The sequence below is a fragment of the Pseudomonas sp. N2-3-1-14 genome (assembly GCF_041228395.1).
GTDB lineage: Bacteria > Pseudomonadota > Gammaproteobacteria > Pseudomonadales > Pseudomonadaceae > Aquipseudomonas.
The window spans coordinates 4,195,149-4,218,074 of record NZ_CP166199.1 but is presented as its reverse complement, the minus strand read 5'-3'; the positions used below and the strand labels follow the sequence as shown (position 1 = coordinate 4,218,074).

The 22,926-nt window shown below is 60.6% G+C and carries 23 protein-coding genes, 4 tRNA genes and 1 pseudogene; 18 read left to right on the top strand and 10 right to left on the bottom strand.

The genetic code is table 11. From position 1 onward, the window contains the following. The first annotated feature begins 111 nt into the window (after positions 1-111). The 13 genes from AB5I78_RS19440 to AB5I78_RS19380 all read left to right on the top strand — a co-directional run bounded on the left by AB5I78_RS19440 (position 112) and on the right by AB5I78_RS19380 (position 12,498). Entirely contained in the window at positions 112-2,706 is a 2,595-nt protein-coding gene (locus AB5I78_RS19440; RefSeq protein WP_369301081.1) for a FimV/HubP family polar landmark protein, read from the top strand. A gap of 234 nt (positions 2,707-2,940) precedes the next feature. After that, a complete protein-coding gene (truA, locus tag AB5I78_RS19435; RefSeq protein ID WP_106576685.1) occupies positions 2,941-3,765 on the top strand; it encodes a tRNA pseudouridine(38-40) synthase TruA in 825 nt (274 codons plus the stop codon). Between the two features lie 64 nt (positions 3,766-3,829). Beyond that, positions 3,830-4,462 (top strand): phosphoribosylanthranilate isomerase, encoded by a 633-nt coding sequence (locus tag AB5I78_RS19430; protein ID WP_369301080.1) that lies wholly within the window; start codon positions 3,830-3,832, stop codon positions 4,460-4,462. 243 nt (positions 4,463-4,705) lie between these two features. After that, the gene (accD, locus tag AB5I78_RS19425; RefSeq protein ID WP_106576687.1) at positions 4,706-5,626 is read left to right on the top strand and encodes an acetyl-CoA carboxylase, carboxyltransferase subunit beta; all 921 of its coding nucleotides are present in this window, start codon (positions 4,706-4,708) and stop codon (positions 5,624-5,626) included. Next, positions 5,623-6,930 carry a bifunctional tetrahydrofolate synthase/dihydrofolate synthase gene (gene folC, locus AB5I78_RS19420; RefSeq protein WP_369301079.1) on the top strand — a complete coding sequence of 436 codons (1,308 nt, stop codon included), beginning with the start codon at positions 5,623-5,625 and terminating at the stop codon, positions 6,928-6,930. The genes accD and folC overlap by 4 nt, the downstream gene beginning before the upstream one ends. Further along, complete coding sequence (locus AB5I78_RS19415; RefSeq protein WP_262210364.1) at positions 6,914-7,591, top strand: SPOR domain-containing protein; 678 nt, start codon at positions 6,914-6,916, stop codon at positions 7,589-7,591. Before folC ends, AB5I78_RS19415 begins: the two co-directional genes overlap by 17 nt. 253 nt (positions 7,592-7,844) lie before the next feature. Next, a complete protein-coding gene (locus AB5I78_RS19410) occupies positions 7,845-8,402 on the top strand; it encodes a CvpA family protein (protein ID WP_003192538.1) in 558 nt (185 codons plus the stop codon). A 41-nt stretch (positions 8,403-8,443) separates the two neighbouring features. Next, complete coding sequence (gene purF, locus AB5I78_RS19405; protein WP_058426877.1) at positions 8,444-9,949, top strand: amidophosphoribosyltransferase; 1,506 nt, start codon at positions 8,444-8,446, stop codon at positions 9,947-9,949. Between the two features lie 65 nt (positions 9,950-10,014). After that, positions 10,015-11,226, top strand: a complete 1,212-nt coding sequence (locus AB5I78_RS19400) for an O-succinylhomoserine sulfhydrylase (RefSeq protein ID WP_099583998.1) — start codon at positions 10,015-10,017, stop codon at positions 11,224-11,226. 11 nt (positions 11,227-11,237) lie between these two features. Continuing rightward, the gene (locus tag AB5I78_RS19395) at positions 11,238-12,002 is read left to right on the top strand and encodes an SDR family oxidoreductase (RefSeq protein WP_106576690.1); all 765 of its coding nucleotides are present in this window, start codon (positions 11,238-11,240) and stop codon (positions 12,000-12,002) included. A 107-nt stretch (positions 12,003-12,109) separates the two neighbouring features. Continuing rightward, positions 12,110-12,185 (top strand) — tRNA-Val (locus AB5I78_RS19390). Between the two features lie 55 nt (positions 12,186-12,240). Further along, a tRNA-Asp gene (locus AB5I78_RS19385) sits at positions 12,241-12,316 on the top strand. 105 nt (positions 12,317-12,421) lie between these two features. Next, positions 12,422-12,498: transfer RNA gene (locus AB5I78_RS19380), tRNA-Asp, on the top strand. A gap of 158 nt (positions 12,499-12,656) precedes the next feature. On the opposite strand, the gene AB5I78_RS19375 is transcribed toward AB5I78_RS19380, so the two are convergent. Then, the gene (locus AB5I78_RS19375) at positions 12,657-13,940 is read right to left on the bottom strand and encodes an FAD-binding oxidoreductase (RefSeq protein WP_145165825.1); all 1,284 of its coding nucleotides are present in this window, start codon (positions 13,938-13,940) and stop codon (positions 12,657-12,659) included. Between the two features lie 184 nt (positions 13,941-14,124). On the opposite strand from AB5I78_RS19375, the gene AB5I78_RS19370 reads away from it, so the two are divergent. After that, positions 14,125-14,201, top strand: a tRNA-Val gene (locus tag AB5I78_RS19370). A 109-nt stretch (positions 14,202-14,310) separates the two neighbouring features. On the opposite strand, the gene AB5I78_RS19365 is transcribed toward AB5I78_RS19370, so the two are convergent. The 6 genes and pseudogenes from AB5I78_RS19365 to AB5I78_RS19340 form a co-directional block, all read right to left on the bottom strand. Next, positions 14,311-15,447: a tyrosine-type recombinase/integrase gene (locus AB5I78_RS19365; RefSeq protein WP_369301078.1), complete on the bottom strand. Its 1,137-nt coding sequence runs from the start codon at positions 15,445-15,447 to the stop codon at positions 14,311-14,313. Next, entirely contained in the window at positions 15,447-15,680 is a 234-nt protein-coding gene (locus AB5I78_RS19360) for a hypothetical protein (RefSeq protein WP_105525176.1), read from the bottom strand. Before AB5I78_RS19360 ends, AB5I78_RS19365 begins: the two co-directional genes overlap by 1 nt. A 2-nt stretch (positions 15,681-15,682) precedes the next feature. Further along, on the bottom strand, positions 15,683-15,901 hold the full coding sequence (locus tag AB5I78_RS19355; RefSeq protein ID WP_369301076.1) for a hypothetical protein: 219 nt from the start codon (positions 15,899-15,901) through the stop codon (positions 15,683-15,685). A 36-nt stretch (positions 15,902-15,937) separates the two neighbouring features. Beyond that, entirely contained in the window at positions 15,938-16,396 is a 459-nt protein-coding gene (locus tag AB5I78_RS19350; protein ID WP_369301075.1) for a hypothetical protein, read from the bottom strand. A gap of 49 nt (positions 16,397-16,445) precedes the next feature. After that, positions 16,446-17,539, bottom strand: a pseudogene (locus tag AB5I78_RS19345) (site-specific DNA-methyltransferase). Positions 17,540-17,588: 49 nt separating this feature from the next. Beyond that, on the bottom strand, positions 17,589-17,837 hold the full coding sequence (locus tag AB5I78_RS19340) for a hypothetical protein (RefSeq protein ID WP_242199511.1): 249 nt from the start codon (positions 17,835-17,837) through the stop codon (positions 17,589-17,591). A gap of 151 nt (positions 17,838-17,988) precedes the next feature. Here AB5I78_RS19340 and AB5I78_RS19335 point away from each other — a divergent pair, with 151 nt between their 5' ends. Next, positions 17,989-18,303 carry a hypothetical protein gene (locus tag AB5I78_RS19335; protein WP_242199513.1) on the top strand — a complete coding sequence of 105 codons (315 nt, stop codon included), beginning with the start codon at positions 17,989-17,991 and terminating at the stop codon, positions 18,301-18,303. A 379-nt stretch (positions 18,304-18,682) separates the two neighbouring features. Here AB5I78_RS19335 and AB5I78_RS19330 read toward each other — a convergent pair whose 3' ends face one another. Continuing rightward, positions 18,683-20,713, bottom strand: a complete 2,031-nt coding sequence (locus AB5I78_RS19330; protein ID WP_369301073.1) for a DNA cytosine methyltransferase — start codon at positions 20,711-20,713, stop codon at positions 18,683-18,685. A 47-nt stretch (positions 20,714-20,760) separates the two neighbouring features. On the opposite strand from AB5I78_RS19330, the gene AB5I78_RS19325 reads away from it, so the two are divergent. Both AB5I78_RS19325 and AB5I78_RS19320 read left to right on the top strand, forming a co-directional pair. After that, complete coding sequence (locus tag AB5I78_RS19325) at positions 20,761-21,318, top strand: hypothetical protein (RefSeq protein ID WP_369301072.1); 558 nt, start codon at positions 20,761-20,763, stop codon at positions 21,316-21,318. Between the two features lie 99 nt (positions 21,319-21,417). Beyond that, positions 21,418-21,609 carry a hypothetical protein gene (locus AB5I78_RS19320; RefSeq protein WP_369301071.1) on the top strand — a complete coding sequence of 64 codons (192 nt, stop codon included), beginning with the start codon at positions 21,418-21,420 and terminating at the stop codon, positions 21,607-21,609. A 1-nt stretch (position 21,610) separates the two neighbouring features. Here AB5I78_RS19320 and AB5I78_RS19315 read toward each other — a convergent pair whose 3' ends face one another. After that, positions 21,611-22,171: a hypothetical protein gene (locus AB5I78_RS19315; RefSeq protein ID WP_369301070.1), complete on the bottom strand. Its 561-nt coding sequence runs from the start codon at positions 22,169-22,171 to the stop codon at positions 21,611-21,613. Positions 22,172-22,291: 120 nt separating this feature from the next. On the opposite strand from AB5I78_RS19315, the gene AB5I78_RS19310 reads away from it, so the two are divergent. Then, positions 22,292-22,534, top strand: coding sequence for a hypothetical protein (locus AB5I78_RS19310; protein WP_369301069.1), 243 nt, complete (start codon positions 22,292-22,294; stop codon positions 22,532-22,534). Here the strand turns inward: AB5I78_RS19310 and AB5I78_RS19305 are convergent. Then, entirely contained in the window at positions 22,523-22,861 is a 339-nt protein-coding gene (locus AB5I78_RS19305) for a hypothetical protein (protein ID WP_369301068.1), read from the bottom strand. The genes AB5I78_RS19310 and AB5I78_RS19305 overlap by 12 nt on opposite strands. Positions 22,862-22,926 lie beyond the last annotated feature (65 nt).

Here is a 22,926-nt window from a genome sequence, read left to right as displayed (position 1 = left end):
GGCCCCAAGCGAAACAGAAGCGCGTCGGTAACCTATCGGCTCGCCATGCCTTATGGCAGCGGTTACCAACCTTCTCGCAGGCCGGGGAGTGTTCAAACAAAGGATGAGGCTATGGTTCAAGTTCGCAAACTGGTGTTAGCAATAGCGGCCGCCTCGGCGCTGTCTTCCGGTATGGCGCAGGCGCTGCAGCTTGGGGAGATGACCCTCAAGTCGAAGTTGAACCAGCCGTTGGCGGTGGAAATCGAATTGCTCGACGTCGGCGGCCTCACCGCCTCCGAGATCACCCCGAGCCTGGCGTCTGACCAGGCGTTTGTGGACGCCGGCGTGGATCGCCAGGCGTTTCTGAATGACCTGACGTTTACCCCGGTGATCAACCCCAATGGCCGCAGTGTGGTGCGCGTCACCTCCAGCAAGCCGCTGCCTGATTCCTATGTACGTTTTCTGCTGCAGGTGCAATGGCCCAACGGCCGCCTGATGCGCGACTACAGTGTGCTGCTCGACCCGGCCAAGTTCGAGCAGCCGGCACCGACCGCCAGCGCTCCTGCACCGCGCTTGAGTGCGCCGACCCAGTCGGCACCTGCCAACACGGCGCCCACGGTCAGCAAAGCTGCGCAGCACACCACGACGTCTCGCGATACCTTGTGGGAAATTGCCGCGAAGAACCGCAACGGCGCGTCGGTCCAGCAAACCATGCTGGCGATCCAGGCGCTCAACCCTGATGCTTTCATCGACGGCAATATCAACCGCCTGAAAACCGGCCAGGTGCTGCGTCTTCCGGATCGCCAGCAAGCCACCAGCTTGCCGCAGCCGGAGGCGATTGCCGAAGTCACTGCGCAAAATGCCGCCTGGCGCCAGGGGCGTCGCACGGCCAATAATCAGGCCGCCGGCAAGCAGCAACTCGACGCCACTCGGCGCACCCAGGCAGGCGATGCGCCCTCGAGCACCAATGCCAAGGACAATTTGAGCCTGGTGTCGGCCGAGTCCGCCAAGAAAGGTGCAAAGGGCAGGGCCGCTGACGGTCGTGCGTTGAGCGACAAGCTGGCGATGACCCAGGAAGAGCTGGACACCACGCGCCGCGACAATGCCGAGCTGAAAAGCCGCGCAGCCGACCTGCAAAGCCAGCTGGACAAGTTGCAAAAGCTGATTCAACTGAAAAACGATCAACTGGCCAAGTTGCAGGCTCAGGGCGGTAACCCGGCAGTGCCGGGCACTGCGCCCGCGACAGCAACCATCCCCGCGCAGCTGCCAGGTGAGCCTGCGGCCACTGCGGCGGCTGCGCCGGCACCCGATGCGACGCCGGCTGCCGTGGTGGCTACGCCCGAGCCGATCAAGCCGGATGCCGCGCCGGCGAGCACCACCGAAGGTAAATTCAACGATCTGCTGACCAACCCGATTGTCCTTGGGGTCATCGGCGGTGCTGCCGGCTTGCTGGTGTTGTTGCTCCTGCTGCTGTGGGCCCGTCACCGCAACGCCCGCCTCGAAGAGGAAAAGCACCTGCGTATGGCGCGGGCGCTGGCTGAAGAGCCACAGTTCTCGCCGAGTGTGGATCACGACCTGCCACCGGACAGCTTCGAAGGCCTGGAAGTGCCGCCGCCGAACGTCAAGCTGGCTGCTGCGCCAGCGCCTGCCCCCGTGGTTGAGCCTGTCGTGGTGCCGAGCGTGGCTTCCGTGCTGGCGCCGTTGGCGGTCGCCGTAGCCCCGGTAAACTCCAGCGATGCGCTGGCACAAGCTCAATCCCATATCGACCGTGGTCACCTGAATCAGGCCGCCGATGTGTTGGAACAGGCGATCAAGCGCGAGCCCAAGCGCAGTGATCTGCGCTTGAAGCTGATGGAAGTCTACGGTCTGCAGAGCGACAAGGACGGCTTCGTCACGCAAGAGCGTCAACTGGTGGCCACGGGCGAAAACCACGCTCAGGTCGAGCAGCTCAAGAGTCGCTTCCCGGCCATGGCCGTGTTGGCCGCGGGCGTCAGTGCTGCGGTGGCCGCGGCGGCGCTGGACGCTCAATACGTGAAGAACCTGCTCGAAGACAAACCGGCAGCACCGGCCCCGGAACCCGACGCGTTCGATACGGATTTCGACTTGAGCCTGGACGATCTGGAAGCCGCTTCGCCGGCCGTGGTCAGCCCCAAGGATGAGTCGAGTTTCGAGTCGGTCCTGCAGCGCCAGACGCAAGCCAAGCCTGCCCCGGATGATATGTCGGACTTCGATCTGGACCTGCAGCTGGACGCGCCGTCGTCCACGCAGTCGGACGATGACTTCCTCTCGGGCCTTGAAGACCAGATGAAGGATGTGCCGGCCGTTGAGCCGCCGACCCTTACCCCTGCCGCACTGGATGATTTCGACCTGCCGGAAGACTTCGACCTGTCCCTGGCTGACGAACCGCAAGCGCCGCCGGCCGCCAAGCCGGATGCCTTCACGTCCGAGCTGGACGATGTCAACGCGGAGCTCGATCGCCTGTCCCAGAGCCTCGAGCATCCGCCGATCGAGCCTTCCTTTACCGCTGAAGATGCGGCGTTGGGCGCTGATGAGCCGGAGTTCGATTTCCTCTCTGGCACCGATGAAGTGGCCACCAAGCTCGACCTGGCCCAGGCGTACATCGACATGGGCGATGCCGACGGCGCGCGCGACATCCTGTCCGAAGTGCTGACTGAGGGCGACGAAGCCCAGCGCGGTGAAGCCAAGGAAATGCTCGGCAAAATCTGAAGGGTGGTGTAACACCAGTGTGGGAGCGGGATTGCTCGCGAGGGTGACGTGCCGGTTAGCTGATTGAGCGACCGGCACGTTGCATTCGCGTACAAGCCCGCTCCCACAGTTGGTTTGGCGTGTGGCCTCGCAACAAAAGCGCCCCTCATGCGTGTGCCGCCTTTATAATGGCCGCCTTTGCGCAACTCATCGGGCTCTCAGTTCTTGGCAAATATAGATAACGCGGCCGCCGAAATGGCGGCCGCAGGCTTTAACCGCATCGCCCTGGGCGTGGAATACAAAGGCTCACGCTATCGCGGCTGGCAGCGCCAGGCCTCGGGTGTGCTGACGGTGCAGGAAACCCTCGAAAACGCCTTGTCCAAGGTCGCCGACTCGCCGGTGTCGCTGATGTGCGCCGGGCGAACCGACGCCGGTGTGCACGCCTGTGGCCAGGTGGTGCACTTTGACACCCAGGCCGAGCGCACGATGAAAGCGTGGGTGATGGGCGCCAATATCAATTTGCCCCATGACGTCAGCGTCACCTGGGCCAAGGTCATGCCTGCGCATTTTCATGCGCGCTTCAAGGCGATTGCCCGGCGTTATCGCTACGTGATCTACAACGACCAGATCCGTCCGGCGCACCTCAACCAGGAAATCACCTGGAACCATCGCCCGCTGGACGCCGAGCGCATGGCCGAGGCCGCGCAGCATTTGGTCGGTGTGCATGATTTCAGCGCGTTCCGTGCCGGCCAGTGCCAGGCCAAGTCGCCGATCAAGGAAGTCCATCACCTGCGGGTGACCCGTCACGGCAAGATGATCGTGCTGGATATCCGCGCTGGCGCCTTCCTGCACCATATGGTGCGCAATATTGCAGGCGTGTTGATGACCATCGGCACCGGCGAGCGCCCGGTGGAGTGGGCCAAAGAAGTGTTGGAAAGTCGTATCCGCCGCACAGGTGGGGTGACGGCGCATCCTTTTGGCCTGTATCTGGTGGACGTGGAGTACCGCGACGAGTTCGAATTGCCGGATCGTTTCATCGGGCCACACTTCCTCACAGGTTTCAGCGAACTTGGCGGCTGACGCCCGGAATAGCTTTTGTTACCATCCGGGACTTTCTCGGTTCAACCCCTGAGGTTTCTACGACATGCCAGCCGTTCGCAGCAAGATTTGCGGGATCACCCGCATAGAAGACGCGCTGGCGGCAGTCGAGGCGGGGGCGGATGCCATCGGTTTCGTGTTTTATGCCAGGAGCCCACGGGCGGTGAATGTGTTGCAGGCGCGTGCAATCATCGCCGCGTTGCCCCCGTTCGTGACCACCGTTGGCTTGTTCGTCAACGCCAGCCGCTGCGAGCTCAACGAAACCCTGGATGCCGTGCAACTGGACATGCTGCAGTTTCACGGCGATGAAAGCCCCGACGAGTGTGAAAGCTACCAACGTCCGTATATCAAGGCGCTGCGTGTCAAGGCCGGGGATGACATCGCCGCCGCGTGCGCTGCCTATACTGGCGCTCGTGGCATTCTGTTGGATACCTATGTCGAAGGCGTGCCGGGCGGTACGGGCGAAGCATTCGACTGGACGCTGATTCCAGAGGGGCTGAGCAAGCCGATTATCCTGGCCGGCGGGCTAAACCCCGAGAATGTCGGGGCTGCCATCGAGCAGGTTCGGCCGTACGCCGTCGACGTCAGCGGTGGGGTGGAGCAGGGCAAGGGCATCAAGGATCACCACAAGATTCGCGCATTCATGCAAGCGGTGCGCAACAGCAATGGTGTGATGTGACGGCTCGCAGTCTGCCGCCGTCCATAACTACCACTGTGTAAAACAGCATCGGCGCCGCCTGCGGGAGGCCCGGAAATGTAGTGACAACCCGCGCTGCAGGTTGTCTGGAAGGCTGAGGATACAGGCAGGAAGTGGCTGGTCGAACGTCTGACCCCGTCCAGCCTGTGTCATCGCCACATATGAATTTAGCTCAAGGGCATACGCGGGGCTGTGTTCAAGCCACCGGTACTGGAGAAAGAAAGCATGAGCAACTGGTTAGTAGACAAACTGATCCCTTCGATCATGCGTTCCGAGGTGAAGAAAAGCTCGGTTCCTGAAGGTCTGTGGCACAAGTGCCCATCCTGCGACGCGGTGCTCTACCGCCCGGAGCTGGAAAAGACCCTGGACGTTTGCCCCAAGTGCAACCACCACATGCGTATCGGCGCCCGCGCCCGCATCGACATTTTCCTCGACGCCGATGGCCGTGCCGAGCTGGGCGCTGACCTGGAGCCGGTTGACCGGCTCAAGTTCCGCGATGGCAAGAAGTACAAGGATCGCCTCACCGCCGCGCAAAAGCAGACCGGTGAAAAGGACGCGCTGATTTCCGTCAGCGGCAAGTTGCTGGGCATGCCGGTTGTGGTGTCGGCGTTTGAGTTTTCCTTCATGGGCGGCTCCATGGGCGCCATCGTCGGTGAGCGTTTCGTACGTGCCGCCAACTACGCCCTGGAAAACCGTTGCCCGATGATCTGCTTCGCCGCCTCCGGTGGCGCGCGCATGCAGGAAGCACTGATTTCCCTGATGCAAATGGCCAAGACCTCCGCGGTACTGGCGCGTCTGCGTGAAGAAGGCATTCCGTTCATCTCCGTGCTGACTGACCCGGTTTATGGCGGCGTTTCCGCCAGCCTGGCGATGCTGGGTGACGTGATTGTCGGCGAACCCAAGGCCCTGATCGGCTTTGCCGGCCCGCGCGTGATCGAGCAGACCGTTCGCGAAAAACTGCCGGAAGGTTTCCAGCGCAGCGAGTTCCTGCTGGAGCACGGCGCGATTGACATGATCATTGCCCGTGGCGAGCTGCGTCCACGCCTGGGTAACCTGCTGGCGCAAATGATGGGTCTGCCGACGCCTGTGTACGTCGCGCCTAAAGTCGAACCGATCGTTGTACCGCCGGTGCCTGCAAACCTATGACCCAACGTACCCTGGGCGAATGGCTCGCCTACCTTGAGCAGTTGCATCCGTCAGCCATCGACATGGGCCTGGAGCGCTCGCAACAGGTAGCGGCCCGCCTCGGGTTGGGCCGGCCGGCACCGCGTGTGATCACGGTGACCGGCACCAACGGCAAAGGCTCTACCTGTGCCTTTGTCGCGGCGCTGCTGCAAGCCCAAGGGCTGAAAGTCGGCGTCTACAATTCCCCGCACCTGCTGCGTTACAACGAGCGGGTGCAGCTCAATGGTGTAGAAGCCACTGATGAGCTGCTCTGCGAAGCCTTCGCCGCACTGGATGCCGGGCGCGGCGAAATTTCCCTGACCTACTTCGAAATGGGCACCCTGGCGGCGTTCTGGCTGTTCGAGCGTGCGCAATTGGATGTGGTTGTCCTGGAAGTCGGCCTGGGTGGGCGTCTGGACACGGTCAACGTGGTGGATGCCGACCTGGCGCTGGTCACCAGCATTGGCGTCGACCATGCCGACTACTTGGGCAATACCCGCGAGTCGGTGGCCTATGAAAAGGCCGGGATCTTCCGCCAGGGCAAGCCTGCCCTGTGTGGTGATCTGGACCCGCCGCAACCCTTGCTCGACAAGGTGCGCGAGCTGGATTGCCCGTTTTACCTGCGCGGCCGCGAATTCAATCTCGACATCGGTGCTCAACATTGGCAATGGCGTGGGCGTGATGCGCGCGGCCAGGTGGTAGAGCTGCATGATCTGCCGCTGCTGAACCTGCCGATGGAAAACGCTGCGCTGGCGTTGCAGGCTTACCTGCTGCTGGATCTGCCGTGGCATGCCGAGCAGATTGCCGCGACATTGCTGGCCACTCGGGTGGTCGGGCGCCTGGATCGTCGCACCTTCGAGTGGGAGGGCAAGCGCCTGAACCTGCTGCTGGATGTGGGGCACAACCCGCATGCCGCCGAGTACCTGGCACAACGCCTGTCGCGCACGCCGCCGGTGGGTCGCCGCCTGGCGGTGTTCGGGCTGTTGGCTGACAAAGACCTGGACGGCGTGGTTGCGCCGTTGCTGGACAATGTCCAGGCTTGGGCGGTTGCGCCGCTGGATACGCCGCGCAGTCGGCCGGCCGCTGAATTGGAAACGGCCTTGCAGAACCTTGGTGCGCCAGTGGCGTCGTATGCAAGCGTCACCGCCGCGCTTGAAGCGCAGTGTGCGGTGGCAACGGCCGAGGACGAGATTCTGTTGTTCGGATCATTTTATTGTGTTGCCGAGGCGCTAGAGTGGTTGGCCCGGCGCTCCACGGAGGAAGCTGCACATGGCATTACTGGATAGCGCATACAAGCAGCGAATGGTTGGAGCCCTGGTGCTGGTGGCGTTGGCGGTGATTTTTCTGCCGATGCTGTTTTCGCGTCAGGACGAGCAGCGCCAGGTAGTCGTTGAGGCGCCGGCTGCGCCCCAGGCGCCGACGGTACCGCAAGTTCAGGTCGAGCCGGTGGTGGTGCCCGAGCCGCAGGCGTTGCCTGAGGAGCCTGTGCCGAGTGATGCGGATGTGGCTGCGCAGCAGGCGCCGAGCATGCCGGTGCAGCCGAGTGTGCCGGTGGTCAAGCCCGCACCTGCAGCTGCGCCCGCTCCGGCAGCGCCTGCGGTTGCGGCCAAGCCGGCCGCGCCGGCACCAGCGCCCAAGCCGGTTGCTCCGCAACCTGCCGCGCCGGGCAAGCCGGACGTTGGTCAAAGCCGTATCGATCCCAATGGCCTGCCGATCACTTGGTCGATCCAGCTCGCCAGCCTGGCCAATCGCGAGAGCGCCGAAGCCTTGCAGAAAAAGCTGCGTGCTCAGGGCTACAACGCCTATATCCGCAGTGCCGATGGCAAGAATCGCGTGTTTATCGGGCCGCTGATCGAGCGCGCCGAGGCCGATCGTCTGCGCGACTTGCTGGGTCGCCAGCAGAACCTGAATGGCTTTGTGGTGCGTTTTCAGCCTGAGCGCGGCTGATTTCACCCCCGTTTCAGCTTGGAATGCACTCAATGTGGGAGGGGGCTTGCCCCGATGGCGGTAGGTCAGTCAGCATCTCTGATGATGACCCATCGCTATCGGGGGCAAGCCCCCTCCCACATTGTATTTGGTGGTCCTGAGGGGGTCTTCGCCCTACTCAACCCATTGATTTGCAACGCACCCGCAATCACAGCTTACCGACAGCCCGGCGCTCTGCTAAAATGCGCCGCCTTATCCGTACGTAGGCTGCACTGTGCCATTTACCTGGGTTGATTGGGCGATCGTTGCAATCGTCGCCATCTCCGCTTTGATCAGTCTAAGCCGCGGCTTCGTAAAAGAAGCACTGTCGTTGCTGACCTGGATCATCGCAGGAGTCGTAGCCTGGATGTTTGGTGGTTCATTGTCGGTTTACCTGGCCGGTTACATCGAGACACCTTCGGCTCGCGTCATCGCGGGCTGCGCCATCATGTTCATCGCCACGCTGCTGGTGGGGGCAATGGTCAATTATCTTATTGGCGAGTTGATACGTGTCACCGGCCTCTCCGGGACCGATCGATTTCTCGGCATGGCCTTCGGCGCTGCGCGTGGCGCGTTGCTGGTGGTCGTGGCGGTCGGGCTGTTGAGCCTGGGGCCGGTACAGCAGGATTCGTGGTGGCAGGAGTCGGTACTCGTGCCAAAATTTCTATTGGTTGCAGATTGGTCCAAGAACCTCATTCTGGGGTGGAGCAGTCAGTGGCTGGCCAGCGGAATCAGCGTACCCGCTGATCTTCCGTTCAAGGAACACCTCTTGCCGGCCAAAACGCCTCAGTAAGCAGTGTTCAGTCAAGATTCATTAAGTAGGGGTTGCGTCGCATGTGTGGCATCGTCGGTATCGTCGGTAAGTCGAACGTGAATCAGGCGCTGTATGACGCGCTAACCGTCCTCCAGCACCGCGGCCAGGACGCTGCCGGTATTGTGACCAGCCACGACGGCCGGTTATTCCTGCGCAAGGACAATGGCCTGGTGCGTGACGTGTTCCATCAGCGTCACATGCAGCGCCTCGTCGGGCACATGGGTATTGGCCATGTGCGTTACCCGACTGCCGGTAGCTCGACCTCGGCCGAAGCTCAACCGTTTTACGTCAACTCGCCTTACGGCATTACCCTGGCGCACAACGGTAACCTGACCAACGTTGAACAACTGGCCAAGGAGATTTACGAATCCGACCTGCGCCACGTCAACACCAGTTCCGACTCGGAAGTGCTGCTCAACGTGTTTGCCCACGAGCTGGCCCAGCGCGGCAAGCTGCAGCCAACCGAAGAAGACGTGTTCGCCGCCGTGACTGACGTGCACAACCGTTGCGTCGGTGGTTACGCGGTCGTGGCCATGGTCACCGGTTACGGCATCGTCGGTTTCCGCGATCCGCATGGCATCCGCCCGATCGTGTTCGGCCAGCGTCACACCGACGAAGGCGTCGAGTACATGATCGCCTCCGAAAGCGTGTCCCTGGACGTGCTGGGCTTCACCCTGATCCGCGACCTGGCCCCGGGCGAAGCGGTGTACATCACCGAAGACGGCAAGCTGCACACCCGTCAGTGCGCTGTTGCGCCGAAACTGACCCCGTGCATTTTCGAACACGTCTACCTGGCGCGTCCGGATTCGATCATCGACGGCGTTTCGGTATACAAAGCGCGTCTACGCATGGGCGAGAAGCTGGCCGAGAAAATCCTGCGCGAGCGTCCTGAGCACGACATCGACGTGGTAATCCCGATTCCGGACACCAGCCGTACCGCTGCGTTGGAGCTGGCCAACCATTTGGGCGTCAAGTTCCGCGAAGGTTTCGTCAAGAATCGCTACATCGGCCGTACCTTCATCATGCCGGGCCAGGCGGCGCGTAAGAAGTCGGTTCGCCAGAAGCTCAACGCAATCGAGCTGGAATTTCGCGGCAAGAACGTGATGCTGGTGGACGACTCCATCGTACGCGGCACCACGTGCAAGCAGATTATTCAGATGGCCCGTGAAGCGGGTGCCAAGAACGTGTACTTCTGCTCTGCTGCGCCAGCTGTGCGTTACCCGAACGTGTACGGTATCGACATGCCGAGCGCCCACGAGCTGATTGCCCACAACCGTTCGACCCAGGATGTGGCCGACCTGATCGGCGCCGATTGGCTGATCTATCAGGACCTGCCGGACCTGATCGAAGCGGTTGGCGGCGGCAAGATCAAGATCGAGCAGTTCGATTGCGCCGTGTTCGACGGCAAGTACGTGACCGGCGATGTCGACGAGGCTTACCTGAACAAGATCGAACAGGCGCGCAACGACTCGTCGAAGATCAAGACCCAGGCGGTCAGCGCGATCATCGATCTGTACAACAACTGAGTAAACACCGGCCCTGAGGGGCCGGTTTTGTATCTTAAATAAAGAATTGAGTAAGGAGTCGCAGCATGAGTCAGGAATGGGATGCCGGTCGGTTGGACAGCGACCTCGATGGCGTAGCTTTCGATACCCTGGCTGTGCGCGCCGGCCAGCACCGTACCCCGGAAGGTGAGCACGGTGACCCGATGTTCTTCACCTCCAGCTATGTGTTCCGCACCGCCGCCGACGCCGCCGCGCGTTTTGCCGGTGAAGTGCCGGGCAACGTCTACTCGCGCTACACCAACCCGACCGTTCGTGCGTTCGAGGAGCGTATTGCTGCCCTCGAAGGCGCTGAGCAGGCGGTGGCCACGGCGACCGGCATGGCGGCCATCCTCGCCGTTGTGATGAGCTTGTGCAGCGCTGGCGACCATGTATTGGTGTCACGCAGTGTGTTCGGTTCGACCATCAGCCTGTTCGAGAAGTACTTCAAGCGCTTCGGTATTGAAGTGGACTACGTGCCGCTGGCAGACCTGTCCGGTTGGGATGCGGCGATCAAGGCCAACACCAAATTGCTGTTCGTCGAGTCGCCGTCCAACCCGCTGGCCGAGTTGGTGGACATCGCCGCATTGTCCGAAGTGGCGCACGCCAAGGGCGCGATGCTGGTGGTCGACAATTGCTTCTGCACGCCTGCATTGCAGCAGCCGTTGAAGCTGGGCGCAGACATCGTCGTGCACTCGGCCACCAAGTTCATCGACGGCCAGGGCCGTTGCATGGGCGGCGTGGTGGCTGGACGTGGCGAGCAGATGAAAGAAGTGGTGGGTTTCTTACGCACCGCCGGCCCGACGCTGAGCCCGTTCAACGCCTGGATCTTCCTCAAGGGCCTGGAAACCCTCAGCCTGCGCATGAAGGCCCATTGCGCCAATGCCCAGGCCCTGGCCGAGTGGCTGGAGCAGCAGGATGGCATCGAGAAAGTGCACTACGCCGGCCTCAAGAGCCACCCGCAACACGAATTGGCCCAGCGCCAGCAGCGTGGTTTCGGCGCCGTGGTCAGCTTCGAAGTGAAGGGCGGCAAAGAGGGTGCCTGGCGCTTTATCGACGCCACTCGCTTGATTTCGATCACCGCCAACCTGGGCGACAGCAAGACCACCATCACGCACCCGAGCACCACCTCCCATGGTCGCCTGGCGCCGCAAGAGCGTGAAGCGGCCGGCATTCGCGACAGCCTGATCCGCATCGCAGTGGGCCTGGAAGATGTGGCCGACTTGCAGGCAGACCTGGCCCGCGGGCTGGCGGCCTTGTGATCGAGTGGTCCATGGATGCTGCGGCGGTCGGTAACGGCCGCGTCGCACTGGTGACGGGCGCGGCGCGGGGCATTGGTCTCGGGATCGCGGCGTGGCTGATCAGCGAAGGCTGGCAAGTGGTGTTGACCGACCTTGATCGCGAGCGCGGCTCCAAGGTGTCCAAGGTGCTGGGCGACAATGCCTGGTTTATCACCATGGACGTCGCCGACGAGAAACAAGTGGCCCAAGGTGTCGCAGAAGTACTGGGGCAGTTCGGGCGGCTGGACGCGTTGGTGTGCAACGCGGCCGTGGCCGACCCGCGCAATATCACCCTGGAAAGCCTCGACCTGGCGTATTGGAACCGCGTGTTGGCGGTGAATCTCAGTGGGCCGATGCTGTTGGCCAAGCACTGCGCGCCGTACCTGCGTGCCCATGGCGGTGCCATCGTCAACCTGGCGTCGACCCGGGCGCGTCAGTCGGAGCCGGACACCGAGGCCTATGCGGCGAGCAAGGGCGGCCTGCTGGCCCTGACGCATGCCTTGGCCATGAGCCTGGGGCCGGAGGTGCGGGTCAATGCCGTCAGCCCTGGCTGGATCGATGCGCGTGATCCGGCGGCCCGACGTGCCGAGCCTTTGACGGATGCCGACCATGCCCAGCATCCGGCGGGCAGGGTGGGTACGGTTGAAGACGTGGCGGCGATGGTGGCGTGGTTGCTGTCGCGCCAGGCGGGGTTTGTCACCGGGCAAGAGTTTGTGGTGGACGGTGGCATGAGCAAGAAGATGATTTACAGCGAGTAGGGCAGATAGCCGTCTTGAAGCAATTTTGTCTTTTTCAGAAAAACTTCAAGCAGGCTATTGACTTAGGTCCGCTACCTGCGTAAATTTCGCGGCCTCAACGAAGCAAAGGGTGATTAGCTCAGCTGGGAGAGCATCTGCCTTACAAGCAGAGGGTCGGCGGTTCGATCCCGTCATCACCCACCACTTCTTGAGAGTTTTGCCCTAGGGCAAGACGCAACGTTAAAGGTTGCACCGACGCGCAGCGGTAGTTCAGTCGGTTAGAATACCGGCCTGTCACGCCGGGGTCGCGGGTTCGAGTCCCGTCCGCTGCGCCATATTTTCCAGGTTCGACATGTCGAGCTTGAGATTGAACAGCCCAGGCTGATCGATCAGATGTTTAAAGACAGTTGAGGGTTTACGCTCAGCTGGTCAAGCGATACGCAGCGGTAGTTCAGTCGGTTAGAATACCGGCCTGTCACGCCGGGGGTCGCGGGTTCGAGTCCCGTCCGCTGCGCCATATCTGCCTCAAGGCCCACTGAACGCCTTGAAGCACAAAGAAAGCCTTTGGCTGACTTTGATCCGATAGCAAAGACCCTGGTCGAAAGACCGGGGTTTTTTGTTTCTGCGATTTGGCTTTCTGCTGCAAGAGCCGGCAAGCCGGCTCCCACTGCGTACTCAGAACCCCAGTTTGTCCCGCAACCCGTAATACCAGGCGCCCAGCGCCGCAAACGGCGTGCGCAACAGTTGCCCGCCCGGGAACGGGTAGTGCGGCAGGTCGGCAAACGCATCAAAACGCTCCGCCTGACCTCTCAGTGCCTCCGCCAGCACCTTGCCTGCCAGGTGCGTGTACGTCACGCCATGGCCGCTGCAGCCTTGTGAGTAATAGATGTTGTCGCCCAGACGACCCACCTGCGGCAAGCGCGACAGGGTCAGCAGGAAATTGCCGGTCCAGGCGTAATCGATTTTCACGTCCTTGAGTTGCGGGAAGGCCTTGAGCATCTTCGGGCGGATGATCGCTTCGATGTTGGCCGGGTCACGTGCGCCGTACACCACCCCGCCGCCGAAGATCAGGCGCTTGTCGCGGGTGAGGCGGTAGTAGTCGAGCAAGTAGTTGCAGTCTTCGACGCAATAATCCTGGGGCAGCAGCGTCTTGGCCAGTTCATCACCCAGCGGTGCCGTGGTGATGACTTGCGTGCCGCAAGGCATCGATTTGGCCGCCAGCTCCGGCACCAGGTTCCCCAGGTAAGCGTTGCCCGCGACGATGATGAACTTGGCCCTGACCTTGCCTTCGGCGGTGTGCACCACCGGGTTCGCGCCGCGCTCGATGCGCACCGCGGCCGATTGCTCGTAGATCGTGCCGCCCAGGGATTCAACGGCAGCCGCTTCGCCCAGTGCGAGGTTGAGTGGGTGAATGTGCCCGCCGCTCATGTCGAGCAAGCCGCCGACATAGTTGTCACAGGCCACCACTTCGCGGATACGGCGTTCGTCCAGCAACTCGAGTTGCGTATGCCCGTAGCGTTCCCACAAGCGTTTCTGCGATTCCAGGTGGCCCATGTGCTTGCTGTTGAGGGCGGCGAACACGCCGCCATCCTTCAAGTCGCACTGGATCTGATATTTGGCCACGCGCTCGCGAATGATCCTGCCGCCCTCAAACGCCATTTGCCCCAGCAGCTGCGCTTGCTTGGGGCCGACGCTGCGCTCGATCACATCGATGTCGCGGCTGTAGCTGTTGACGATTTGCCCGCCGTTACGGCCCGACGCACCAAACCCCACCTTGGCGGCTTCCAGCACGGTGACGCGAAAACCGTTCTCCAGCAGAAACAGCGCGCTGGAAAGGCCGGTGTAGCCGGCGCCAATCACGCACACATCGGTTTCGACGTCACCTTGCAGTACCGGGCGTGGCGGTGCCGCATTCGCGGACGCGGCGTAATACGACTGGGGGTAGGGGGTGTTCGCCATCCTGGAACCTCTGTTTTATATTTTTTACGAGTGCGCCGATCCTACCTGAGTTGAAAATTGCCTGCCAGCCACCCGAAAATCACCGGTGCACCCGACGCAAATAAATAATTCGCATATTCATAGGGTTAGCTGCAAAAAAGATGTTGACACCCCTCCGGAATTCCGTAGAATGCCGCCTCACAGCAGGCACGTAGCTCAGTTGGTTAGAGCACCACCTTGACATGGTGGGGGTCGTTGGTTCGAGTCCAATCGCGCCTACCAAACAAAATCCGCTCTGCTGGGCGGTCTAGAAGGGCTCACCGAAAGGTGGGCCCTTTTTTGTTGTCTGCGATTTGCAAAACTTTTGCAAAACTTTTGCAAAACTCCCACCTTAGAACGCCAATTCGGCGCCCACCTCCAGGTACTCGATCTTCTTTTCGTCGTGCCCCTCCTGATAATGCTTCGTCATCTTCTCGTCCGCGTGACCCATGAGCGCCTGGATGTACTCCTGTGGGAATTTCTGCTGCTCGTACAGCCACGCGCCCAGTGCGCGGATCTCGTGAAAAGTGGGGCGCTCGCCGGCCGGCACATGGTCGTAGGCGTGTGCGGCGTCCCTGGCCTTGCTGAACTCCTTGGTCAGGTAGTCCGGGGTCACGGATGTCCAGTGGTCCTTGGCGTCGATCTGTTCCCGCCGGCGGGCCTTGGGCTTGTAGTGGATCAAGTACGGCGATGCGAGCGGCGACCGCAGGCATTCCCCGACCACCTCCCGCAGCGCGGTACCCATGGTGATTTTTAGGTGCACAGGGTTCTCATAACCCTGGGTCTTTCCGGGAGAGACGGTCAGCGTGTTATTTTCCATGTCGGCCGCCGACTTTAGCCAGGTGACAATGTCGTCCCGGCGCTGGAGGCTGGCCAGGGCCAGGCGGATTGCCCGCTTCAGCCAGGGCGGCGTGGTCACCGCCTCGATGATCAACTTCAAACCGTCGAGCGTGTGGCGCTGCCGCTTCTTTTCGGCCTCTTTCTTCACCAGGGTCAGCTCGGCGTTGTTACGTTCGGCCAAGCCCTTCGCTACCGCAAAGGCGAAGATCTGCACCCACAGCCCGCGATGCTTTGTGTAGGCGTTGTTGTTGAAGTTGTCCAGGTACTCGGCCATGGCCAGCACATCGAGCTGACCTATCAGTCGGTCGCCCAAATCCTGCCGGTACCGCTCGAGCTTGAACTTGATCTCCTCGAGGGTGCGCGCGGCGTATGATCGGTCCGGCAACCACTCATCCTCGAATCGCGTAAGCAGGTTGCTCACGATTGGTAGGCGGTCGCCCGTCAGCACCGCCAGCAGCGAACCATCATCGACGACCAGCTCGGCGAACTTGAGGTTTGCCGCCCGGGCCAGCTTGATTGCATCCTCCAGTGGGCGGTTGATACTGGTCATCACACCAGTGACCGGGTTGCGGTACCGCCAATACTTCCCGTTCGGGTAAAGGTTCGGCGGAAGTTTTCTGTTTTGCAGCGTGCGGGGCCGGGCAGCCATCACCCGAGCTCCAGCATCTTGGCCAGCAGCGGGTCATTCGATCCCATGACCGCCGCCTGCACATCGACGAAATACATCCCGCCTTTAACCTCTCCGATCACTTCGCCTTCCTCGATCCATTTTTTCAACTGCTGCAGGCTCGGCTTTCCTCCGACGTACCGCAACTTCCTGTATTCGCCTGCCTCCATGAGGCGCGGCAGCTTGACCGTAATTTGCGCCAGGACCTTTGCCATAGCTACCTCCCGCCCACCGTGGGCCGCGCTGTCTTGATGACGTGGATGACCATGCCGAAAGTGATCAGCAGCCAGATGCAGGTGCCTGCAAAGGCGCCGAGGATATTTGCCGACTCGCCATCCATGAGCAGGCAGGGGCCGATCCAAAAGAACCAGCAGGCCGTGGCTGACACGTAGGGCAGAACGCCCAGCATCAGCAGGGTGAGTTTTATTGCGAACATGTGGTGTCCTTGCCGCGCTGGGCGGCAGAAGGTTGGTTATTGGGTGGCTTTGGTAATGGCTGCCCGGACGACTTTCAGGTATTGGCCGTCAACCCCGACATATCCCATGCCTTCGCAGCGCTTCTGAACCCCCTTGAGCACCTCGACCAGTTCCTCGGTCATAGATCGCTCTTCTCGGCCGATCTCCCAGAACTGCTGCGCCCAGTGATCCGCCGGCGGCGGGTTGGTGTTTTGGGCTCCCAGAGCCAGTGCACCGACGATCGTGTCGCAAAGATCGCGCTTGTAGGTGTTGTCGCCGTCGATGCTGAGGCCACGCCGGCGCAGCGCGCTGACCACGTCGTTTCTATCAATGCCCTGGTCTTCCAGGATGATGTCTCGCTCCGGCTCGCCTGGGGTGACAATGACCAGGGCAAGCTTGGCGCCTGGTAGGCAGTACTCGCTGAGTTTGACCAGGGCGTCGTTGGCTGCTTCGTGGAATCGCTGAACTGCTGACATAGGAATACCTCGCCCGCCGCTCACCGGCAGGCATGTAGGGGGATTGGGGTTAGGCTGCTGGGTGTTGCGCGGTGTCGCGAAAGACATCCATCTGTGCCGCGCCGTCGAGCCAGGCTGCTGCGATCCGGCGTTCAGCCATTGCGGCATATTCCGGGTTCAGTTCGCACAGGATCGATTTGCGACCTTCCTGCATGGCGACCACCGCCGTAGTGCCGGCACCGCCAAAAGGGTCAAGCACGACGCCACCGAGTGGCGCGCCAGCTAGGACGCAAGGCCTGATCAGGTCCGGGGGGAAGGTCGCGAAGTGCGCACCCTTAAAACCTTGCGTCGGCACCGTCCACACACTGCGCTTGTTTCGAGTGTCCAAGGGCTAGGCACTTTCCTCTCGATCTGGCCGGTGCGTTCCCAGCGACTGCCCAGGGATGGGCTGCTCTCGCTTTGATTCATCGCGCTTGAAACTATCCCGCTTGCTACGCACAGCTTTCATTGGCCCATTCGCTTTTCCGGGCACGCGATCACTCCCGCGCTGTTGCTCGAGATCCTGCGCCATTCGCACTATAGAGCTGAGCGCTGCAGGTTCCTTGATCGCATCCTGGTCGTAGTAATAACGTGGTGACTTGCTCAGGAGAAACAGGTACTCATGCGACTTTGTGCACCGGTCCTTGGTGGATTCAGGCATGGGGTTCGGTTTATGCCAGATGATGTCCTGACGCAGGTACCAGCCATCATCTTGAAGGGCGAAGGCGAGTCGCCAGGGCACGCCCATCAGGTCTTTTTGCTTCAGACCCGTCGGTGGAGCTCGGCGCTTGCCGCGTAATACCGCACCGCGCGTAGCCTGAGAGACCATGTCGTGTTTGCCAGCGGAACCACCAGGTGCGTAACCCCGGCGATTGATGCATACGTATCGCCCATGTTTACCCATAGCGTTCCGTCATTACGCAAAACCCTGCGCACTTCGCGAAAGACCTCCACCAGACGCGCGATAAATTCAGCAGGAGTTTCTTCCAGGCCGATCTGCCCGGCCATGCCGTAGTCCCGAAGACCGAAGTAGGGCGGCGATGTAACACAGGTGTGTATTGACTGGTCCTGCAGCGTGCGCATCGACTCAATGCAGTCGCCGATCAAAACGCGATGCTGTTTCATGGCCTTGGCCCCTTGTAGATGAAGACGTAGGCGAACCAGAGGGTGGCGATCATGGCGTCACCTCGTCAGGTTTGTATTTGGTGAGCCGCCATTTGGTGTTGTTGCTCTGGCCGTGGTCCGACTCGACCAAGCCTTCGCGCTTCATCAGCTCCAGTTCGCGGCGGACCTGCTTGGTGGTGAATGGCTCGATGTGGAACCGAAACCACCAGGTGCAGAACCAGCTATCGCGGGATCCGCCGGCGCCGCTCATGTACGTGGTGATGCGCTGACGCAGGCTTGATTCACTTTCTTCAGGCATGACTTTGTCCTTGCCGCTATAGCGGCTGACTGTGAAGGGGAGGGGTTAATTAATGACCATTGGTCGGATGTGCGGAACCTTCGGCGCCACACGTATCTATCCACCGGCATTGGTGTAATCTTGAGCGACACACATCTAATGAGGCCGGACCATGCGTACCCGCGGTCAGATCTACTGGAATTGGGCCGATCCTGAATTGCATTGCCGCAATCACGATGAGCGACTTCCATCTGGCATCTTGCTGAACATCCAAGTCCGACTGTCAAAGACCAATCAGACCCAGTTATTCGTTGGTATTTACGGACAGACTGGAATGATGATTTTTGAAGATAGTTTTCTTGATCGCCCTGGGCAGACGATGTCCCAGGCTCTGGTCTGGGGCTTGGATTTTGCTCGCGAGAGAGTTTCGCAGTCCGTACCCAACCTTGCTTCTCCCCCAAAAGAGCGACGTCAAAGGTCGTTCTAGCTTCGAATTCAACCGCTTATCAACTGATGTGAATCTTTCGAGCGACTGACTTGTTACTCTTTTGGATCCAAAATGAATCAGATTCGTTATGAGTCCCACTTGGATGAGCCTCTGAGGAAAGCGGGATGGAAGACGTTCGATTCAAATACCACGAGTTGCTCGTAGAACTCGATGCTGCCACTAGCAAAATGATGATGTTGGTGTCGGCTGGGCAGATGACCGGGCCTGAGTGGCTGGAGTCTGCTCAGAAGCATCATTACGCCTATGAAGCGTGGAGACATTTCCTCAGGGCTGTTCCAGCAGCTTCGGACAGTCGCCATTAGTCAGCAGGTGCTCTCCTGAAATATGCAGGTTTCGCGAGAGGAGTACGGATGTACTCCTATGCTGCTTCGGATTGTCTCTCGGCGGCGCGCCATGGATCGTTGGCCAGTGCCAGCGCGGCCATCGGCGGCGGGCTGACGCTGTTGCCACACATGTGCACCTGCTGAGTTTTGGTTAACGGCTTACCATCGGCACCGTGGCTGATGATGTAGTCGGCGGGAAAGCCCTGTGCCTTGTACAGCTCGGACGGCTTCAGCATCCGCAGGCAGATGTCGACGATCACATAGGGCGTTCCCTTGACCATCACGGTGACTATGGCCAAGCGGTCCTTGGTGGTTATCGTCGGCGCCGGCGAGTCGCATGCGCTGATGTTCTCGGTGCCGTAGTAGCTGATCAGGAAGGCGGCGACGCGAAGGGCACCGGCTTCGTGCTCAGGCGATAACGTGAACGACACCAGCGAGCTCTTGCCACCGCCGCCGGCTGTGATGGTCGGCGCCAGCTCTTCCAGGCCCTGGCCAATGCTGCCGCCGAATGCCCGCTCCATGAATGCGCTGACCAACCCGTGGTGCTGGCCGCCGGCGCTGATGGTGTGCAACGGGTCGTTCACGTCCCGCGCATCGCAGTTGCCGCGCATGTGCACAAGGTTTGCCACGGCCAGCTGCTGCTGGCTGCCGGTGTTGGTCACCGTGGTCATGGGTTCGTGCATGCCCTTGGCGTGCGTGGTATTTAATCCACCGTTGGCTTGGATCATCACCGCCGCGCTGACGGCTTGGCCGCCGCCGCTTGCAGTGATAGTGCCGACCGGGCCGCAGATGTCGTTCACCCCATGGGAGCGGCGTTTGTTTGTGCCAGAGCCTTCCCCGTGCCCGGCCTGGACGATGCAGGCGGAAGCCAGCGCGCGGTGATTCTGCGTCATCAGCGTGCCCACCGGCTTGCCCGAATACTCCGGGCCACCGGCCCCAACCATCAGTGGGCTGATCAGCGTCAGCTCGCCGCGGTTCGCGCAGGTCGCTGTCGGCAGCGGTTCGAGTGGGTCGTTGATTCGGTCGCCGCCCTGGTGCGTTGCCGGTGCGATGATTGGGCTCACCACGCTGAAAGCGCCTCCCTTTGGGTAGGAGGTGATTGTGCGCAGCGGCTCATCGGCTGACTGCACTGCCTCGCCGGACCAGTTGGCAATCGGCACAATGAACGGCGACGCGCTGTCGATGACAAACTTCTTCATGCCCTTGGCAACTCGGCGCAGCGTGGCCGGAGCCAGGTCTTTCTTGCGGCCGAAGATGCTTTTGCCCAGGTCGGTGAAGTCGATGCAGTCGGCGGCTGTTTTCCACTTCTGCTGGCCTTTGGCAGGGTTCTTGGCGTGGGTCGGCTCCGGCCACACGATTGGCTGGCCGTCGCACCGGGCGATCATAAACAGGCGTTCTCGGCTGGTCGGCGCGCCGAAGTCGCACGCCTTGATCACCTTCCATTCAATGACATAGCCCATGCCTTCCAGCAGGGCGACGAATCGGCGCCAGGTGCGTCCCCGTTTCTTTGGATCGGGTACCAAGTACTGATGCTGAACTGGTACGCGCTCGCCAGGCAAGGCAACTGTCCCGTCGAGCTTCACTACGCGGCCAGTGATTTTGCAGCGCTTGGAGATTAACGGACCCCATTGCAGAATCTGCTTCACGTTTTCCAGGCTGATGACGCGTGGGCGTTTCTTGCCACCCCATTTCAAGCCGATCCACGACAGGCTGCGGATCTCACGTTTCCGCGGCTGGCCGGCTGAGGCCTGGGTAAAGTGCGTGCAGTCCGGTGACATGTGGAACCAGCCGACAGGCTTGCCGCCGCACTCGGTGTCAGGGTCACCCTCGAACACGTCGGTGGTGAAGTGCTGTGCGCCTGGGTGGTTCATGGTGTGCATGCTGATCGCTTGCGGGCTGTGGTTCTTCGCCACGTTCACAGCGCGGCCCAGACCAATCTCCAGCCCGGTACCGGCACCGCCGCCGCCGCAGAAGAAGTCGACAACAATTTCATCGTCCTGAGGGTTGAAGCCGAGTCCGTATTGGGTTTTGAAATCGAAGGGGTGTTTCTTCTGTTGTGCGGGCATAGGGGATCCTCGCCGGTATAGTTCCGGGATCTACAGGGGAGTGGGTTATGAGCTGGGAAGTCGTTTTTCGTTGGATCGAGAGTCATCCAGGACTGGCGTCATGGGTTCAGGCGTTTGGAGCTATTGCAGCAATCTTGGTTGCGATCTGGCTATCCGGAAGGGAGTCCCGATACCGATTGCACGTTGAGCGACAAGCTCGAAAGAATGCTACTGCCCGCGCCATCTTGATCGCCGAAAATTGTAGAGTCAGAGTGATTCAAGCTTTGGATACTTGGAGTAAGGGCCTACAGACGAAGAGCTTGCAATCCGTAGTCATATCTAGCCTGAACCAGGCGCTTTTTCCCCTTCGATCCTTTGAAGCTGATTCAGGTGCAGACGCAGAAGTTTGCGGTCATATTTCATCCGTTCGCCATGCCGTCGAAGGTGTACTCAATGAGTTCAATCAGGTTTTCGAGGTGATCGAGAAGCCGGAGCTCACCATAAGTCCTGTTCATGGTTACCAGGCAGAGATCACTGAGGCTGTTAATAAGCTTCAGTCCCTGCTAGCGCCAAAACCCTCCTTAAATGACCGAATCGAGCGATTTCTTCTCCGGGTATTTAAATGAGCGACTGATCTCAGAAGGCTGTTACCGCATGGTGGTAATCTGGTTTGGGTTGCGGTATTACGGGTGACCGGCGTGGAGCCGGATCAAGGAGAGAAACAGATGAATATCCAACAAATGCGGGACGATGAATTCAAGCCATCTTGCCCGAAGTGTTCCGGTGTGGACTTCGTTGCTGTCGCTAACAGTTACGTTGCAAGAACGCCGTTAGCAATCGGCATGGTTGTGTGCGCTGATTTGAACTGCCAAGCAGTTGTTGGCGTGCTTCCTTTGTCCGAGCTTTTCCCCGCCTAAGTCAAGCCGCCTTGCGCAGATGCAGTGCTTGCTGCCGCGCCGCTTCAAACTCGCTGCCGAGGATCTCGGCGGCGCCCTCGATGTTCTCGTGTCCATCCTCAAGCCTGAGGCCGAGGTTCAGGTACACAACCCCATCCAGCTCGAAGAACACACCGCCGCACATCCACAGTGCGCCCGGGTTCAGGCCGATCGCCTCCCAGGATTCGTCCATGTCGATGCTGCCAGGGCAATGCTCCTTCCACAGGGCAGACAGGCGCTCATGCTCGGCGACCTGGGCGGCGCGGGCTTCCTTTTGCGTTCCTTTCGCCGGCTTGGCGCTAGAGCGCAGAGCGCGGTAGTCGTACTGGTCGGGACGGCACCAGTGCACGTCCAGCTCGCGGCTATCACTGAGTTTCACGCCGCCGACGTAGCTCCGGTTGCCTGACCGCATCGGTGATGCCGCACCACCAAACACCTCGCCAAGCTTGGCGCGCTGGGCGTCCCACTCTTTGCGTTTTGCTTCCCAGGCGATTACCGCGGCAAGCACGGCCGGGGCAGTGGTCTTGTACATGTAGTTGCTCATGGATTATCTCCAGTCAGGCGCTGCCCTCCGGTTACCGGATGCAGCGAGTAGGGTGGGGGTATACAAGAAGAAGAGAAAACCGATTAAGGTCTGATCTTTCCTCGTAAAGCAGGTGCAGCGATGAACGATATAGTCAGCAGCGAGACTCGCGACTTCAAATTCAACAATCACGAAATACTCGTTATGGTCCATTTTCCGTCCGAGAAAACCGCAGGAAAATTCACGGTTCAATACCAGGTATCGAAGGATGGTTTACCCGAGACTGAGCTTCTTGCATCTCATGAGCCGCAAGCCGCCCTTGATGAGGCTTTCGAGCATGGCTACTCAATGGGACGTAGATACATTGAAACGCTAAACGCCTGAATTGTGCGGCTCTATGATCTCGTCGCCCGGGTCTTTCTGGATGGCGAGCAGGCTTTTATTTCTGAATTCCCGCGCCACGTTTTGAGATATCTCGATTTCGTGGCGCGGCGGGTTCAGTAGAGGCTGGCACTTCGCTGAACCCATCGCGTGCAGGTGATGAATCATCAGCGTCATCGCCTCGCCCTGCTCAGTAATGCCTGACCACTCCATCAGGTCGGCCAGCGCCTGGCGCGTGCCTGGGCGAACCCTTAGCCTCAACTCCTCTTCGGCATTCGCCACGCGCTTCCTGGCAGTTTTTGCCGATCGCTCCTGCACAGTCTTGGCCATGGCCTACCTCTTCTATTCCGCTGGCCGGCAGTGCGAGCCAGGTTTGACGTTTGCGTTGCTGGATG

What these genes read in the sequence shown, in the direction of transcription:
- AB5I78_RS19375 (WP_145165825.1), bottom strand. Translation starts at nt 13,940, where the DNA reads ATGGCGAACACCCCCTACCCCCAGTCGTATTACGCCGCGTCCGCGAAT.
- accD (WP_106576687.1), top strand. Translation starts at nt 4,706, where the DNA reads ATGAGCAACTGGTTAGTAGACAAACTGATCCCTTCGATCATGCGTTCC.
- AB5I78_RS19350 (WP_369301075.1), bottom strand. Translation starts at nt 16,396, where the DNA reads ATGTCAGCAGTTCAGCGATTCCACGAAGCAGCCAACGACGCCCTGGTC.
- AB5I78_RS19335 (WP_242199513.1), top strand. Translation starts at nt 17,989, where the DNA reads ATGCGTACCCGCGGTCAGATCTACTGGAATTGGGCCGATCCTGAATTG.
- AB5I78_RS19415 (WP_262210364.1), top strand. Translation starts at nt 6,914, where the DNA reads ATGGCATTACTGGATAGCGCATACAAGCAGCGAATGGTTGGAGCCCTG.
- AB5I78_RS19305 (WP_369301068.1), bottom strand. Translation starts at nt 22,861, where the DNA reads ATGGCCAAGACTGTGCAGGAGCGATCGGCAAAAACTGCCAGGAAGCGC.
- AB5I78_RS19310 (WP_369301069.1), top strand. Translation starts at nt 22,292, where the DNA reads ATGAACGATATAGTCAGCAGCGAGACTCGCGACTTCAAATTCAACAAT.
- AB5I78_RS19430 (WP_369301080.1), top strand. Translation starts at nt 3,830, where the DNA reads ATGCCAGCCGTTCGCAGCAAGATTTGCGGGATCACCCGCATAGAAGAC.
- AB5I78_RS19320 (WP_369301071.1), top strand. Translation starts at nt 21,418, where the DNA reads ATGAATATCCAACAAATGCGGGACGATGAATTCAAGCCATCTTGCCCG.
- AB5I78_RS19355 (WP_369301076.1), bottom strand. Translation starts at nt 15,901, where the DNA reads ATGTTCGCAATAAAACTCACCCTGCTGATGCTGGGCGTTCTGCCCTAC.
- AB5I78_RS19330 (WP_369301073.1), bottom strand. Translation starts at nt 20,713, where the DNA reads ATGCCCGCACAACAGAAGAAACACCCCTTCGATTTCAAAACCCAATAC.
- AB5I78_RS19365 (WP_369301078.1), bottom strand. Translation starts at nt 15,447, where the DNA reads ATGGCTGCCCGGCCCCGCACGCTGCAAAACAGAAAACTTCCGCCGAAC.
- AB5I78_RS19340 (WP_242199511.1), bottom strand. Translation starts at nt 17,837, where the DNA reads ATGCCTGAAGAAAGTGAATCAAGCCTGCGTCAGCGCATCACCACGTAC.
- AB5I78_RS19325 (WP_369301072.1), top strand. Translation starts at nt 20,761, where the DNA reads ATGAGCTGGGAAGTCGTTTTTCGTTGGATCGAGAGTCATCCAGGACTG.
- purF (WP_058426877.1), top strand. Translation starts at nt 8,444, where the DNA reads ATGTGTGGCATCGTCGGTATCGTCGGTAAGTCGAACGTGAATCAGGCG.
- AB5I78_RS19395 (WP_106576690.1), top strand. Translation starts at nt 11,238, where the DNA reads ATGGATGCTGCGGCGGTCGGTAACGGCCGCGTCGCACTGGTGACGGGC.
- AB5I78_RS19315 (WP_369301070.1), bottom strand. Translation starts at nt 22,171, where the DNA reads ATGAGCAACTACATGTACAAGACCACTGCCCCGGCCGTGCTTGCCGCG.
- folC (WP_369301079.1), top strand. Translation starts at nt 5,623, where the DNA reads ATGACCCAACGTACCCTGGGCGAATGGCTCGCCTACCTTGAGCAGTTG.
- AB5I78_RS19400 (WP_099583998.1), top strand. Translation starts at nt 10,015, where the DNA reads ATGAGTCAGGAATGGGATGCCGGTCGGTTGGACAGCGACCTCGATGGC.
- truA (WP_106576685.1), top strand. Translation starts at nt 2,941, where the DNA reads ATGGCGGCCGCAGGCTTTAACCGCATCGCCCTGGGCGTGGAATACAAA.
- AB5I78_RS19360 (WP_105525176.1), bottom strand. Translation starts at nt 15,680, where the DNA reads ATGGCAAAGGTCCTGGCGCAAATTACGGTCAAGCTGCCGCGCCTCATG.
- AB5I78_RS19440 (WP_369301081.1), top strand. Translation starts at nt 112, where the DNA reads ATGGTTCAAGTTCGCAAACTGGTGTTAGCAATAGCGGCCGCCTCGGCG.